The organism is Ruegeria sp. D3, assembly GCF_056534465.1.
This window is the reverse complement of the sequence record NZ_JBQFPK010000001.1, coordinates 25,020-39,269: the sequence shown is the minus strand read 5'-3', so window position 1 is coordinate 39,269 and position 14,250 is coordinate 25,020. Positions and strand designations below refer to the sequence as shown.

Genomic DNA, 14,250 nt, shown 5'->3' with positions numbered 1-14,250 from the left:
GATCCTGCATTCGGTTCAATTCAGGCATGTTTGGCCAAGCGATTTGAAATCAACACGTAAGACGAGGGGTGCTTGCCTGAACCGCGCATGGCGCGTATACCTGCAGGGAGAACATAAAGAGAACAAATATGACTGACGCGCAAATCCGGGGCCGAGGTGTCGCTACAAATGCTGCTGGTCGGTTCGAAGCGTTTACCACTGAACGCTGCGCGGATGGATGGCCCGAGGACGATGATCTACCGCCATTGCGCACCGAGTTGCGCGACGAGGTCGCGCGCAGCATCATAACCTACAACCGGTCGCCCGATTTGCCGTTTGACCGCTCGATCAACCCGTATCGAGGATGCGAACACGGGTGTGTTTATTGCTTTGCACGGCCGTCCCATGCCTATCTCGGTCTGTCGCCGGGGCTGGATTTTGAGACACGCTTGATCGCGCGGCCCAACGCGGCCGAGGTGCTGCGGCGGGAACTGTCCTCGAAATCCTACAAGGTGGCCACAGTGGCGTTAGGCACCAATACTGACCCTTACCAACCGGTCGAAAAAACACGCTCTGTTACAAGGGATTGCCTGCAAGTCTTAAGCGATTTTCAGCACCCGGTCGGAATCGTCACCAAAGGTGCTTTGATCGAGCGTGATCTGGACATTTTGTCCCCCATGGCAGCCAAGGGGCTGGTACGGGTGGGGATTTCCCTAACAACTTTGGACGCCGGCCTGTCGCGCCGGATGGAGCCTCGTGCCCCGTCGCCCCGGCGGCGTCTGGCGATCATACGGCGGCTGACCGAGGAGGGAGTACCGGTGCGGGTCATGACCTCGCCTTTGATCCCCGGCTTGACGGATCATGAGCTTGAACAGCTGCTTGAGGCCGGGCGCGACGCAGGTGCCGATGCGGCCAGCTGGATCATGCTGCGCCTGCCACGAGAAGTGTCCGAGCTGTGGCAGCGTTGGTTGGCAGATCATGAACCGGCCCGCGCGGAGAAAGTCATGTCGAAACTACGCGAGATGCATGGGGGCCGCGACTATGACCCGCGCTGGGGGCATCGGATGCGGGGTGAGGGCGAATATGCCGCGCTGATTGCGAAACGATTTACCGTGGCGGTCAAACGGTTGGGGCTGGCCACGCGCACCCCGGCGTTGCGTCTGGACCTGTTCACAAGGCCACCGCAAGCGGGCGACCAATTGGCTTTGTTCTAACGAAAAACGCCCCGGAACCGGTCCGGGGCGTTCTGCAATCTGTAACCGCAATCAGCGGTTTTCGATATCCACATAGTCGCGAGTCGTCTCGCCCAGATACAGCTGGCGCGGACGGCCGATCTTGTTCTGGGGGTCGGCGATCATCTCTTTCCACTGGCTGACCCAGCCCACGGTGCGCGACAGGGCAAAGATCGGAGTGAACATCGAAGTCGGGAAGCCCATCGCCTCGAGGATGATACCCGAATAGAAGTCGACGTTCGGGAACAGCTTTTTCTCGGCGAAATACGGATCTTCCAAAGCCTGCTTTTCCAGCGCCTTGGCAACCTGCAGTTTCGGGTTGTCTTCGATGCCCAACAGATCCAGCACTTCGTCGGCGGACTGTTTCATCACTTTGGCGCGCGGGTCAAAGTTCTTGTAGACGCGGTGGCCAAAGCCCATCAGGCGGAACGGATCGTCCTTGTCCTTGGCGCGGGCGATGTATTCGGGGATGCGATCAACGCTGCCGATTTCTTCCAGCATCTCCAGACATGCTTGGTTTGCGCCACCGTGCGCCGGACCCCACAGGCAGGCGATGCCAGCCGCGATACAGGCAAACGGGTTGGCACCCGAGCTTGACGCCAGACGCACGGTCGAGGTCGAGGCGTTTTGCTCGTGATCTGCGTGCAGGGTAAAGATGCGGTCCATCGCACGGCTGAGGATCGGATTGACTTCATATTCTTCGGCCGGAACGCTGAAGCACATGCGCAGGAAGTTCGATGCATAGTCCAGATCGTTGCGCGGATAAACGAAGGGCTGGCCAGTGTGGTACTTATAGGCCCATGCCGCGATGGTTGGCATTTTTGCGATCAGGCGGTGCGATGCGACCTCACGCTGGCGCGGGTCTGCGATATCAGTTGAGTCGTGATAGAAGGCCGACATCGCGCCCACAACACCGACCATGATTGCCATCGGATGCGCGTCGCGGCGGAAGCCACGATAGAAATACTGCATCTGCTCGTGCAGCATGGTGTGGCGCGTGATGGTGGTTTCGAACTTTTCCAAAACGGGCGCGCTCGGCAACTCTCCGTACAGCAGCAGGTAGCAAACCTCGAGGAAGTGAGATTTTCCGGCAAGCTGGTCGATCGGATAACCCCGGTGCAGCAGCTCGCCCTTTTCGCCGTCGATGTATGTGATGGTGCTGTCACAGCTGGCGGTCGACGTAAAGCCGGGGTCATACGTGAATACACCTGCCGTTCCGTAAAGCTTACGGATGTCGATCACGTCAGGCCCAGCGGTCGGTGAATGAATCGGCAGCTCATAAGTTTCGCCATTAAGTGACAGAGTGGCTGATTTGTTGCTGTCGGTCATAGTGTCCCTTCCTCAATCATGCGCAGTATGGATCGCTGTCCGATCCTGCGGGCAACGGATGCGCGCAATCGCGCAAACCGGGTGTTAGCGGAGCAGCGTTACCCAAATGTGAACCTTTTACTCAGGTCGCTGCGTCAGAAAGCCGTGCCAGGGTTTCATCCCGCCCAAGCACCAGCATCATATCAAAAACCGAAGGTGTCACCGCGCGGCCTGCCAGAACGGCGCGCAACGGCCCCGCCAGCTTGCCGAACTTGATGCCTTGTGCTTCCGCAAAGGAATTCAGGGCGTCCTCCAGTTCGCTTCGCGTCCAGCTAACACTTTGCAACTGCGGCGTCAATTCATTCAGTATACCGTCGGATACTGAGGCAAGCGCCTTGGCCGCTTTCTCATCCGGTTGAATAGGGCGGGAAGTCAGGGCAAAATGAGCCTTTTCAAGCAGTTCGGGGAATGTGCGCGCCCGATCCTTGAGGCAATACATCGCACGTTCCAGTTCACTGGATTGTGTTTCTGTCAGCGCAGGTAGGTCAGCCGCGGCCAGATACGCCTCGATTTCCTGCCGCAATGCGGCATCATCGGCGACGGCAATATGTTGACCGCACAAGTTTTCCAGTTTCTTCAGATCGAAACGGGCCGGGCTTTTGCCGATTCCGTCCAGATCGAACCATTCTTTCGCCTGCGCGTCGGTAAAGAATTCGTCGTCGCCGTGACTCCAGCCCAGACGCGCCAGATAGTTGCGCATACCGGCCGCCGGATACCCCATGGCTTGATATTCCTGCGCGCCCAACGCGCCGTGGCGTTTCGACAGTTTCTTGCCATCGGGCCCGTGAATGAGCGGGATATGAGCCCAGACGGGAACATCCCAGCCCATCGCCTGATAAATCATCATCTGGCGCGCTGCATTGTTCAGGTGGTCGTCGCCCCGGATCACATGGGTGACGCCCATATCGTGATCGTCTACCACAACGGCCAGCATATAGACCGGCGTCCCGTCCGAACGCAGCAGGACCATGTCGTCCAACTGCTCGTTGCGGATGGTCACGTCCCCCTGAACCTGATCGCGGATCACCGTCTCGCCGTCTTGCGGGGCCTTGATGCGGATCACGAAAGGCGCGTCGGGGTGGGTCGCTGCGTCAGCGTCGCGCCAAGGGCTACGGAACTGGGTTGATTTGCCCTCGGCCTTCGCTTGTTCACGGAAGGCGGCGATTTCTTCTTGCGTCGCAAAGCACTTGTACGCTTTGCCCTCGGCCAGCAGTTGATGGGCGACCTCAGCGTGACGGGCGGCGCCTTCGAACTGGCTGACGACATCGCCATCATGGTCAAGACCCAGCCACGCCATACCCTGCAGAATGGCTGCCGTCGCCTCGGGGGTCGAGCGCTCACGGTCCGTATCCTCGATCCGCAGCAGGAATTTGCCACCGCGACCACGGGCATAGAGCCAGTTGAACAGCGCGGTGCGGGCGCCGCCGATATGCAGAAAACCGGTGGGCGAGGGGGCGAAACGGGTGACGACCTGATCGGACATTGTTTGGATTAACCTTTTGGTAACCGTGTCGGGCATAGTTTGACGCCTGTCTAACGAGGCTGAGAGACGGGGGCAACCATGCGTGTTCTGGCCCGGGTCGAGGCCGCTTTGCTGAACCAGACAGGTTACCTATTTCAATGGTCTCCGGTCTGTCTGGCGATCGGAATCGGCCTGTACTTCGGTTTGCGGTCTGAGCCGGAATGGCAGGTCTATGCCAGCTTGTTCGTGGCGGGTATGGCAGCTTTGGCTGCTGCGCGCTGGATGCGGCCAGGCTGGGCGTCGTTGGCGCTCGGCGGGGCGCTTGTTTGTGCGGGGTTTATCCTGGCAGGAGCCCGCGCCCATACGGTGGCAGAGCCGGTCTTGTCATGGCGTTACTACGGCCCGGTCGAGGGGCGGGTCGTTGCCATTGACCGCTCTGCGTCGGATGCGCTGCGGGTGACGCTGGATCGGGTGCGAGTAGGGGACGTACCACTAGATCGCAGACCGCAGCGCGTCCGGCTATCTTTGCATGGCGGTGATGCTTCGCTTGTGCCAGGACAGCGGATCATGACCACCGGTCACCTGTCTCCGCCACAAGGCCCGGTCGAACCCGGCGGGTTTGATTTCCGGCGTCATGCTTGGTTCCAGGGTTTGGGTGCGGTCGGTTACACCCGCGTTCCTGTTCTGACGGTTTCGGGTCCGGATCCGGCCGGCGTCCGCGTCACTGCGTTAAGGCTGGCATTGTCCGAACATGTGCGTGCCGTGTTACCCGGAGAGATTGGAGGGTTCGCCGCCGCAGTAACGACAGGGGATCGAAGCGGAATGGGGCAACAAACGCTCGCGTCTTTGCGGGCGTCGAATTTGGCGCATTTATTGGCGATCTCCGGTCTGCATATGGGGCTACTGACCGGTTTTGTTTATCTACTGTGCCGAATTGCTTTATCGGCGATACCTGCCATCGCGCTTAGGGTCTCGGTCCGAAAGATCGCGGCGGTTGGTGCACTTATTGCCGCGACGCTGTATCTGCTGCTGTCTGGCGGAAACGTGGCAACCGAACGCGCCTTTGTCATGGCCACCGTGGTGCTGGGTGCGATTCTAGTCGACCGGCGGGCCATCTCATTGCGCGCGGTTGCCGTGGCCGCGTTGATCGTTTTGATCCTGCGGCCGGAATCCCTCTTGAGCCCCGGTTTTCAAATGTCCTTCGCGGCAACCACGGCGCTTGTGTCGGTGTTTGGGGCGTTGCGAAGTGTTGGCCCGGTTCCGGGGCCGAAATGGCTAAAGCCAGTGATTGGATTGTTTATGTCGTCTGCCATCGCAGGGCTTGCGACGGCACCGATCGGAGCTGCACATTTCAATACGATGTCCCATTATGGCTTGCTGGCCAACATGTTGTCAGTCCCTGTGATGGGGACCGTCGTTGTTCCAGCAGCCGTCGTTGCAGCCCTGTTGGCACCGTTTGGTCTGGACTGGGTCGCGCTCGCCGTTATGGGCCTTGGGTTAGAGTGGATATTGCTGGTTGCTGAGACCGTATCAAACCTGGAAGGAGCGCAAGGCTATATTGTTAGCCCGCCTTACTATGTATTGCCACTGTTCGCTTTGGGGGCGTTGTGGACGGTTTTGTGGCGTGGGTCCGCGAAATGGGTTGGTTTGGGACCATGTATCGCGGCCATGTTCATGTGGGGTCAGGGTGAACGTCCCGATGTCTTGGTCGCGGATTCAGGTGGGTTGGTCGGGGTATTGACGGACAAGGGGCGCGCCTTGAGCAAAGAGAAAGGCAGCGGGTTCATCGCCACAGTATGGTTGGAAAATGATGGCGATGGTGTGAACCAGAAGACAGCCGCCGACCGATGGCCCCCAGCTGACGACCTTGTCCAAAGATATGTGTGGAAGGGGCAGGAGGTGATCCACCTGACCGGAAAGCGATCTGCAGGTAGCTTTACCGAGTGCCACGAAGGCCAGATTGTTATCTCAGCTGTGCCAGTTGTACTAAGCGGGAATTGCGTATTGTTCGACCCGGATAAATTGATGGAGACCGGGAGTCTGGCTTTTAAGAACGGTAAAATAACGACCAGCGCAGAGGTCATCGGTCGCAGATTGTGGTCCCCGAAGGAAGCCGAAGACCACCAGACACAAAAAGGTCAGTAGCTGCGGATCAGGCCGACCAATCGGCCTTGTACCTTGACCTTGTCTTCAGGCAAGACGCGGGTTTCATAAGCCGGGTTCGCGGCCTCAAGCGCAATGGCATGACCGCGGCGGAAATATCGCTTAAGTGTTGCTTCTTGATCTTCAACAAGTGCCACTACGATATCGCCGTTGTCTGCGACCGATGTCTCGCGGATCACCACAACGTCGCCGTCGTTTATGCCTGCGTCGATCATCGAGTCGCCCCGGACCTCAAGCGCGTAGTGTTCGCCCTTGCCGGAAACCATTGATCCCGGCACAGCGACGCGGTGCGAGACATGGCTGATCGCTTCAATCGGAACACCCGCCGCGATACGGCCCATGACTGGCAATTCCATGGCATCCACGGTAACGGGTTCGAAATTCGCCGGTCGCGGCCCTTCGGGCTTGTCGCCTTCGATCACACGCGGCTTAAAGGCAGCTGTCGGCTCGCCGCCAAGACTTTCGGGCAGTTTGACGATTTCGATCGCCCGCGCCCGGTGGGCAAGTCGGCGGATAAATCCGCGTTCTTCCAGCGCAGTGATCAGACGGTGAATTCCGGACTTGGATCTGAGGTCCAGCGCGGCCTTCATTTCGTCGAAACTAGGGGGAACACCATCCGCTTGAACACGTTTGTGGATGAATTCCAACAAATCCAACTGCTTCTTGGTCAGCATTGCTCACACCTCGTCGGTCATGCGTTTTCTTTTGTTCTACGCATGTTCACGTTTTGTGTCAACGGATTTGAGCGTTTGCTAAATCGGTAGGTACAGGACCTCATCGCCAGCAGGCCGCGCCGGATCATTCGGCTGCCGTACCAACAAGGCATTGGCCTGCGCCAGGACGCTTAAAAGCGAGCTATCCTGATCGTCGCAAGCCCGTATGCCATCATTGTCAAGAATGGCGCGCATATAGTGTTCGCGCGGACCATTCTGGCCGAGCGGGGCAACCAGTTTAGCCGTTTGGAACGGCGTCAAAGCCTCGGCCAGCCCCACCATGCGGCGCACCATTGGTACCAAAAAGAGATAGCCGCAAACCATTGCACTAACAGGGTTTCCCGGCAACCCAACCATTGCAGCCTCGCCAAGCCGCCCGGCCATCAGCGGCTTTCCGGGACGCATGCGTATCTTGTAAAATGACCGCTCCATCCCGAGATTGGCGGATACGTCCGCCACCAGATCATAATCCCCGACCGAGGCTCCTCCGATCGTGACGACCAGATCAGCGCCTGTTGCCAGATCAAAGGCTGTTTCAAGCGAAGCGACTGTGTCGCGCGCGATGGGCAGAATGCGAACTTCCGCTCCAACATCTTCTAGCAACGCTTTGAGGCCAAAGGTGTTTGACGCGATGATCTGATCAGGGCCGGGCGTATCGCCCGGCATAACCAATTCGTCTCCGGTCGAGATCAGTGCAACGATCGGCTTGCGGGCGACGGGAACCTCGGGGATGTTCATTGCGGCCATAAGGGCCACATCTTCGGGGCGGATGCGACGAGGGGCAGAGATCGTTGTGCCGGATTTGAAATCAACACCTTTGGGTCGAATGTTGGTCTTGTCGCCGGGCATGTCCGTGATTGTAATCAGATCGTCTCTGCGTTCTGTATCTTCTTGGATCACGACAAAATCCGCGCCGTCTGGCACGGGGGCTCCGGTGAAAATGCGAACTGCCTGACCAGCGCCAACTTGACCAGAATACCTGCGCCCAGCGGCGGCCTCGCCGATGACTTTGAACATTGCGTGCAGTTCGACTTCGGATGACTTGACTGCGTATCCATCCATCGAAGATGCCGCAAATGGAGGTTGATCGCGCTTGGCCGCAACGTCCTGCGCCAAAATCCGACCGGCCGCTTGCGAGAGTGAAACGGTTTCTGCAGGCAGGCGGTCAACCAGGCCAAACAGAAGGGCCCGAGCGTCTTCGACAGTGATCATTTCGCTTCGTAACGGCCTGATTTACCGCCATCTTTCAGCAAGACTTTTATGCCGCCGATCTCCATTGCTTTGTCGACAGCCTTGGTCATGTCGTAAACTGTCAGGGCTGCGGTCGAGGCCGCGGTCAGCGCCTCCATCTCTACACCTGTTTGACCCGAGGTCTTGACGGTCGCTTCAATCTGAACGCCCGGTAGATCGGGGTCCAACGTCAGTTCGACGGCCACCTTGGTCACGGGCAAAGGATGACACAGCGGGATCAGGTCAGGGGTTTTTTTCGCGCCCATGATACCAGCAAGACGTGCAACGCCCAGCACATCACCCTTTTTTGCACGCCCTTCTGATATTAAATCAAAGGTTTCCTGCGCCATCTTGATGTGCCCAGCCGCCACGGCAACCCGGTCCGTTACCGCCTTATCGGACACATCCACCATGTGGGCTTGGCCCTGTGCGTCAAAGTGAGTGAGCGACATTACATTACTCCGGGGATCAAAGGGTTAGCCAGCAAGTTTCGCGTCGCCGCAGTGACATTGTCCTGCCGCATCAGGCTTTCGCCGATCAGGAAGGACCGTGCGCCATAGCGGGCGATGTCGGCCAGGTCGGCAGGCGTGCTCAAACCGCTTTCGCAAACAATAGTCCGATCGCCGGGCACCAGTTTTGACAACCTGCGCGTTGTATCAAGAGTTGTCTCAAACGTCTTGAGATTACGATTATTTATCCCAATCAGACTGCTTTTGAGCTTGGTCGCGCGTTCCAGTTCGGCCTCGTCATGCACTTCGATCAGGACATCCATGCCCCAGTCAAAAGCCGTTTGCTCCAACTCGGCGGCTTGTTCATCTTCGACCGAGGCCATGATGATCAGAATACAGTCGGCGCCCAAAGCGCGAGCTTCGACGACCTGATACGGGTCGTACATGAAATCCTTACGCAGCGCAGGCAATGACGTCGCTGCGCGGGCCGCCGTCAGGTATTCTTTGGCCCCTTGAAAGCTGGGCGTGTCCGTCAAAACCGACAGACAGGTTGCGCCGCCTTCTTCGTAGGCTTTTGCCAGTACCGGAGGGTCAAAATCCGGGCGGATCAAACCTTTTGAGGGGCTCGCTTTCTTCATCTCGGCGATCAGACCGTAGCCGGATCGCGCGGCGGCGGTCAGTGCTGTCGCAAAACCGCGCACCTCAGACGCAGACTTGGCTTCATCCTCCAAATCTTCCAAAGACTTATTGGTCTTGTCTAATGCGACTTCCTCAAGCTTGTATGCTTTGATCTTGTCCAGAACCGTCTCGGTCATGCGGCCTCCTGAGTGATGCGGGCCAGTACCGCGATTTTTTCTTTGGCAGCGCCGCTGTCGATGCTGTGCGCGGCCTTCTCGACCCCGTCCTTGAGGTCGCTTGCAGCGTCGGCCACCACCAGTGCAGCGGCAGAGTTCAAAAGGACTGCATCCCGGTACGCGGACGGAGAGCCATCCAGCAAGGCGCGGAAGGCAACAGCGTTTTCTTCAGGTGTTCCGCCCAGAATGTCCTCGAACGGGTGCACTGGCAGGCCAGCATCTTCTGGATGCAATTCAACCTCACGCACACCGCCGTTTTCCCATGAAGCTACCCAGCTGACACCAGTGATGGTTAATTCGTCGGTGCCATCGGACCCGTGAACCAGCCATGCGTGTTCGGTACCAAGCAGGCCAAGCGTCTCGGCCATCGGGCGGATCAATTCGCGGCTGAACGCGCCCGTCAATTGCCGTTTCACCCCGGCCGGGTTTGTAAGTGGCCCCAGAATGTTAAAGATCGTACGTGTCCCAAGTTCCTGACGTGTTGGCATCACGTGGGCAATGGCCGGATGATGCATGGGGGCCATCATAAAGCCTATACCAGCCTCTTTCAGCGCTTTTTCAACGACTTCTGGTCCGACCATCACGTTGATACCCATCTGACCCAACGCATCGGCCGCACCGGATTTCGAACTGAGGTTCCGGTTCCCGTGTTTTGCAACTGTGACGCCAGCGCCTGCGACGACAAAGGCTGTTGCGGTAGAGATATTCAGCGTTCCCTTGCCATCGCCACCTGTGCCGACGATATCCATCGCGCCGTCCGGCGCATTGACCGCGTTGCATTTGGCCCGCATCACTGCCGCCGCCGCCGCATATTCGTCGACCGTCTCGCCTCGGGTTCGCATCGCCATCAGCAAACCGCCGATCTGGCTGGGTGTGGCGGCGCCATCGAAGAGGATGCCAAAAGCCTGTTCGGCTTCGGCGCGCGTCAAAGGCCGATCAGCAGCAGTGCCGATCAGCGGTTTCAATACGTCGCTCATGCGGGGACTTTCATCTCGGACAGGAAGTTCTTGAGCAGGGCATGGCCGTGCTCGGATGCAATCGATTCTGGGTGGAACTGAACGCCGTGAATAGGGAGCTGCTTATGTCGCAGGCCCATGATCGTCCCATCTTCCAGCTCAGCTGTGATTTCCAGGCAATCGGGCAGGGTGGTTCGGTCGACCACCAGCGAATGGTACCGGGTTGCCTCGAAGGGGGAAGGCAGCCCAGCGAACAGACCTTTCCCAGTGTGATGCATGGTGCCCATCTTGCCGTGCACAATCTCATGGCACCGAATAACGTCACCGCCGAATGCTTGCCCGATGGTCTGATGCCCAAGGCAAACGCCCATCAAGGGGGTCTGGGTTTCAGCAGCTGCCTGTGTCAGCGCCAGGCAAATCCCGGCCTGATCCGGGTCGCATGGTCCGGGGCTAAGAAGGATTCCGGCCGGGTTCATGGCCATGGCCTCTTGCACATCCAGCGCGTCATTTCGCCGAATGACCATTTCGGCACCAAGTTCGCCTAAATAGTGTACCAGATTGTAGGTAAACGAGTCGTAGTTGTCTATCAGCAGCAGCATTTGGGCACTTGTCTCGGATTGGGCATTTGGGACTGGCGATACAGCCCCGAGCCGCGATATAATGTCGGGACATACATGCTCAGGCTTGCGAGGCAGCGTCAAGAGGACATCCGGTTCCATACGCGCTTGCGGGTGAGTGTCGCAGAAGACGACGCAGGCAATCGAAGCAGGAATTAGTCGAAAGGCAATTAGAATGGGCGGATTTCTAGGAGGGATGATCGCAGGTGCGGTCGTGATAATGCTGTTGGGAGCGGCGTTGTCTCTAACCACGCCTCTGTCGCGCAAACCCGTTGTTGCGGATGTTGCACCCGAACCTGCACCAAGCGAAGTACCCGAGGTCGAGGCAGACAAGCCCGAAGCCATTGCAGATGCCGATTTGGTCACTTTGCCCGCGGCAGAGCCTGAACCAACCGATCAACAAGCAGATACGCTGGCAGGGCTTTCCGAAATTGAAGAGGCTCCGGATGATCAGCCGCAGGTCAACGAATCCGCGCCTGTTGTCGAAGAGGCAGCCGTCGTCGAGCCTGATGAGGTGGCAGTGACGAGTGAGGCACCTGTTCAGCCGCAAGCGCCTGCAGTTTTGCCAGATACGCCTATTGCCGAAGGGCAGCCCGAGTTGATCGAGGAGCCCCCAGCCCCTCCAGCCCCGGAAGTCGCTGCACTAGAAGTACCTGTCGAACAGCCCCAGCCTGAGTCTGTCGAGCGGGAACCAGACCAATCCCAGGCTGCCGAGTTGGAACCGGCCCCTGACTTTGAACCGGAAAGTACCGAAGCAGAGCCTTTGCCGGAAATTGCCGCGCTCGAGCCGAAGGAAGATTTGCCTGAAGAAAATCCCATCGCGGTCGAGGGTGATGAAACGGATCTCAACCGCTCTCTGCCGCGCATCGCAGCCGTTCCACAGATCGGTGGCGACCAAAACGGCGCAGGGGGTTTAACGGTTGGTCGGCGCGTTGTCCCGCTGACCGAACGGGACAACGCTCTGGCTGATCAGGACGGATCAGGTCAGACTGCGGTGCTGGGAAAACCGATCGAAGCCTATGCGGCCAAATTCGATAACCCCGACGCGAAACCGCTGATGTCAATTATCCTGATTGACGACGAAGGCGCTTATGGTGCCGAAGCGTTGCAGGATTTCCCGTACCCGATCAGCTTTGCCGTCAGCCCGTCCGACCCCGACGCTGCCGAAAAGATGGCCAGACATCGCTCTGCAGGTTTCGAGGTTCTTGCGATGGCGGATCTTCCCAAAACCGCCAGTGCGCAGGATGCCGAAGTGTCAATGGCCGTATGGTTGCAGACCTTGCCAGAAACGGTCGGTATTCTCGAAGGGGTCGAGACAGGCATTCAGGGCAATCGCAAGCTGGCTGATCAGGTTGCCGCTATTGCTGCCGGGACAGGCCGTGGCTTGATCACCCAGGACAACGGCCTCAACACGGTTCAGAAGCTGGCTGCCCGCAATGGGACACCGTCCAGCGTGATTTTCCGAGACATAGACGGCGCACGTCAGGACCCAAAGATCATGCGCCGCTTTCTGGATCAGGCCGCATTCCGGGCCGGGCAGGAGGGGACGGTTGTCATGCTGGGACGGTTGCGCCCTGACACCATCTCGGCCTTGCTTGTCTGGGCCCTTGAAGACCGGGGAGGGCGTGTGGCCATGGCACCGATTTCCGCCGTCATGAAACAAGCCGTTCAATAAGCCCGTATGGCTGGCCGGTTTGGCCAGCCGTTTGATTAGCTGTTACCCGGTCCCGTAAAGCGCGCAGCATCAGCAGCCGCGCGTCGGATGGCATTGGATTTGTGCACGGTCTCCATGAATTCCGCCTCGGGGTCGCTGTCATAGACAACACCGCCGCCGGCCTGAATATACAGCTTGTGATCTTTCACAATCGCTGTGCGCAGGGCGATACACATATCCATGTCTCCACCCGCGCTGAAATATCCGACCCCGCCGCCATAGACACCGCGCTTTTCCGGCTCCAATTCGTCAATGATCTCCATCGCGCGGACCTTGGGCGCGCCTGAAACCGTGCCTGCAGGCATCCCGGCAAAGAACGCATCCAGAGCGTCTTTATCTTCGGCCAGTTCGCCGACTACGTTTGACACAATGTGCATCACGTGGCTGTAGCGTTCGATGATGAATTCTTCGGTGGGTCGCACGGTGCCGATCTTGGCCACGCGGCCCGTGTCATTGCGGCCCAGATCCAGCAACATGAGATGCTCGGCCAGTTCTTTCTTGTCGGCCAGCAAATCTGCCTCGTTTGCCTTGTCTTCCTCGGGGGTCGCGCCACGGGGACGGGTACCTGCGATGGGGCGGATCGTGACCTCATCGCCAAAGACACGTACCAGAATCTCGGGGCTGGCGCCCACGACCTGAAAGCCGCCAAAGTTGAAGTAGAACATGAAGGGCGACGGGTTCGTGCGGCGCAATGACCGATACAGTGCAAAAGGCGGCAGCGGAAAATCCTGCGTCCAACGCTGGGCCGGAACCACCTGAAAGATATCGCCTGCGCGGATATAGTCTTTGGCTTTCTCGACCGCTTCCATATAGCCCGACTTGGTGAAGTTCGAGACAGGCGCGGCCACTTCGGACGCGTCGCCCAGATCGCGGGTTTCGGCGGGCATGGCGCGTTCCAGATCGCGAACGGCATCCATCACGCGCTCGGCTGCTTGGGCATAAGCCGCTTTGGCGGACTGACCTTCACTGACCCATGCGGGGGAAACAACGGTCACCTCACCTTTGACGCCGTCCAGAACGGCCACGACCGAGGGACGCAACATCACCGCATCTGGTAGCCCCAGTGGGTCAGGGTTTACGTCTGGAAGATACTCGACCAGGCGCACCATGTCATAACCCAGATAACCAAACAGCCCAGCGGCAGCCTGAGGCAGATCATCGGGCAGAGCGATCCGACTTTCAGCAAGCAGTGCCCGCAAATTATCCATCGGGTTTCCATCCTGAGGCTGGAACGCCTCGGGGTCGAAACGCGCCGACCGGTTCAGCTGGGACACGTCGCCCTGGCAGCGCCAGATCAGATCCGGTTTCATACCAATGATCGAATAGCGCCCGCGTACCTCTCCGCCGGTAACCGATTCCAGCATGAACGCGTCTTTTTGCGCGCCCGTTAGCTTGAGCATCAGGGAAACGGGCGTATCCAGATCAGCCGCAAGGCGCGTATAGACTACCTGATTTTCGCCAGCCTCGTAGGCGCGAGCGAAACTGTCAAACTCAGGGGTAAGGGCCATATCGG

The 14,250-nt window shown here is 58.6% G+C and carries 12 protein-coding genes; 3 read left to right on the top strand and 9 right to left on the bottom strand.

Annotation, left to right across the window (positions count from 1 at the left end; translation table 11 throughout):
• The first annotated feature begins 128 nt into the window (after positions 1-128).
• Positions 129-1,193, top strand: a complete 1,065-nt coding sequence (locus ACR0DX_RS00180) for a PA0069 family radical SAM protein (protein ID WP_480844816.1) — start codon at positions 129-131, stop codon at positions 1,191-1,193.
• A 51-nt stretch (positions 1,194-1,244) separates the two neighbouring features.
• On the opposite strand, the gene gltA is transcribed toward ACR0DX_RS00180, so the two are convergent.
• Together gltA and gltX are read right to left on the bottom strand one after the other, a co-directional pair.
• Positions 1,245-2,540: a citrate synthase gene (gene gltA / locus ACR0DX_RS00175; RefSeq protein ID WP_170354297.1), complete on the bottom strand. Its 1,296-nt coding sequence runs from the start codon at positions 2,538-2,540 to the stop codon at positions 1,245-1,247.
• A gap of 121 nt (positions 2,541-2,661) precedes the next feature.
• Positions 2,662-4,062, bottom strand: coding sequence for a glutamate--tRNA ligase (gene gltX, locus ACR0DX_RS00170; protein WP_480845047.1), 1,401 nt, complete (start codon positions 4,060-4,062; stop codon positions 2,662-2,664).
• 78 nt (positions 4,063-4,140) lie between these two features.
• Here gltX and ACR0DX_RS00165 point away from each other — a divergent pair, with 78 nt between their 5' ends.
• Complete coding sequence (locus ACR0DX_RS00165) at positions 4,141-6,186, top strand: ComEC/Rec2 family competence protein (protein ID WP_170354296.1); 2,046 nt, start codon at positions 4,141-4,143, stop codon at positions 6,184-6,186.
• On the opposite strand, the gene lexA is transcribed toward ACR0DX_RS00165, so the two are convergent.
• The 6 genes from lexA to ACR0DX_RS00135 form a co-directional block, all read right to left on the bottom strand.
• Positions 6,180-6,878, bottom strand: coding sequence for a transcriptional repressor LexA (lexA, locus tag ACR0DX_RS00160; protein WP_170354295.1), 699 nt, complete (start codon positions 6,876-6,878; stop codon positions 6,180-6,182). The two genes, ACR0DX_RS00165 and lexA, sit on opposite strands and share 7 nt — an antisense overlap.
• Before the next feature lie 78 nt (positions 6,879-6,956).
• On the bottom strand, positions 6,957-8,129 hold the full coding sequence (locus ACR0DX_RS00155; protein ID WP_170527069.1) for a molybdopterin molybdotransferase MoeA: 1,173 nt from the start codon (positions 8,127-8,129) through the stop codon (positions 6,957-6,959).
• Positions 8,126-8,599 carry a cyclic pyranopterin monophosphate synthase MoaC gene (gene moaC, locus ACR0DX_RS00150; protein ID WP_170354293.1) on the bottom strand — a complete coding sequence of 158 codons (474 nt, stop codon included), beginning with the start codon at positions 8,597-8,599 and terminating at the stop codon, positions 8,126-8,128. Before moaC ends, ACR0DX_RS00155 begins: the two co-directional genes overlap by 4 nt.
• Positions 8,599-9,411 (bottom strand): indole-3-glycerol phosphate synthase TrpC, encoded by an 813-nt coding sequence (trpC, locus tag ACR0DX_RS00145; protein ID WP_480844812.1) that lies wholly within the window; start codon positions 9,409-9,411, stop codon positions 8,599-8,601. The genes moaC and trpC overlap by 1 nt, the downstream gene beginning before the upstream one ends.
• A complete protein-coding gene (gene trpD, locus ACR0DX_RS00140) occupies positions 9,408-10,427 on the bottom strand; it encodes an anthranilate phosphoribosyltransferase (protein ID WP_170354291.1) in 1,020 nt (339 codons plus the stop codon). The genes trpC and trpD overlap by 4 nt, the downstream gene beginning before the upstream one ends.
• Positions 10,424-11,005, bottom strand: coding sequence for an aminodeoxychorismate/anthranilate synthase component II (locus tag ACR0DX_RS00135; RefSeq protein WP_170354290.1), 582 nt, complete (start codon positions 11,003-11,005; stop codon positions 10,424-10,426). Before ACR0DX_RS00135 ends, trpD begins: the two co-directional genes overlap by 4 nt.
• A gap of 193 nt (positions 11,006-11,198) precedes the next feature.
• Between ACR0DX_RS00135 and ACR0DX_RS00130 the strand changes: the two genes are divergently transcribed.
• Entirely contained in the window at positions 11,199-12,698 is a 1,500-nt protein-coding gene (locus ACR0DX_RS00130; RefSeq protein ID WP_480844810.1) for a divergent polysaccharide deacetylase family protein, read from the top strand.
• A 35-nt stretch (positions 12,699-12,733) separates the two neighbouring features.
• Here the strand turns inward: ACR0DX_RS00130 and trpE are convergent, their stop codons facing one another.
• On the bottom strand, positions 12,734-14,245 hold the full coding sequence (gene trpE, locus ACR0DX_RS00125; RefSeq protein ID WP_170354288.1) for an anthranilate synthase component I: 1,512 nt from the start codon (positions 14,243-14,245) through the stop codon (positions 12,734-12,736).
• Positions 14,246-14,250: the final 5 nt, after the last annotated feature.

Bases quoted from the DNA above. Each gene is read 5' to 3' on its own strand.
- ACR0DX_RS00135 (WP_170354290.1), bottom strand. From the start codon at position 11,005: ATGCTGCTGCTGATAGACAACTACGACTCGTTTACCTACAATCTGGTA.
- lexA (WP_170354295.1), bottom strand. From the start codon at position 6,878: ATGCTGACCAAGAAGCAGTTGGATTTGTTGGAATTCATCCACAAACGT.
- gltA (WP_170354297.1), bottom strand. From the start codon at position 2,540: ATGACCGACAGCAACAAATCAGCCACTCTGTCACTTAATGGCGAAACT.
- ACR0DX_RS00165 (WP_170354296.1), top strand. From the start codon at position 4,141: ATGCGTGTTCTGGCCCGGGTCGAGGCCGCTTTGCTGAACCAGACAGGT.
- ACR0DX_RS00155 (WP_170527069.1), bottom strand. From the start codon at position 8,129: ATGATCACTGTCGAAGACGCTCGGGCCCTTCTGTTTGGCCTGGTTGAC.
- ACR0DX_RS00130 (WP_480844810.1), top strand. From the start codon at position 11,199: ATGGGCGGATTTCTAGGAGGGATGATCGCAGGTGCGGTCGTGATAATG.
- trpE (WP_170354288.1), bottom strand. From the start codon at position 14,245: ATGGCCCTTACCCCTGAGTTTGACAGTTTCGCTCGCGCCTACGAGGCT.
- trpD (WP_170354291.1), bottom strand. From the start codon at position 10,427: ATGAGCGACGTATTGAAACCGCTGATCGGCACTGCTGCTGATCGGCCT.
- gltX (WP_480845047.1), bottom strand. From the start codon at position 4,062: ATGTCCGATCAGGTCGTCACCCGTTTCGCCCCCTCGCCCACCGGTTTT.
- ACR0DX_RS00180 (WP_480844816.1), top strand. From the start codon at position 129: ATGACTGACGCGCAAATCCGGGGCCGAGGTGTCGCTACAAATGCTGCT.
- trpC (WP_480844812.1), bottom strand. From the start codon at position 9,411: ATGACCGAGACGGTTCTGGACAAGATCAAAGCATACAAGCTTGAGGAA.
- moaC (WP_170354293.1), bottom strand. From the start codon at position 8,599: ATGTCGCTCACTCACTTTGACGCACAGGGCCAAGCCCACATGGTGGAT.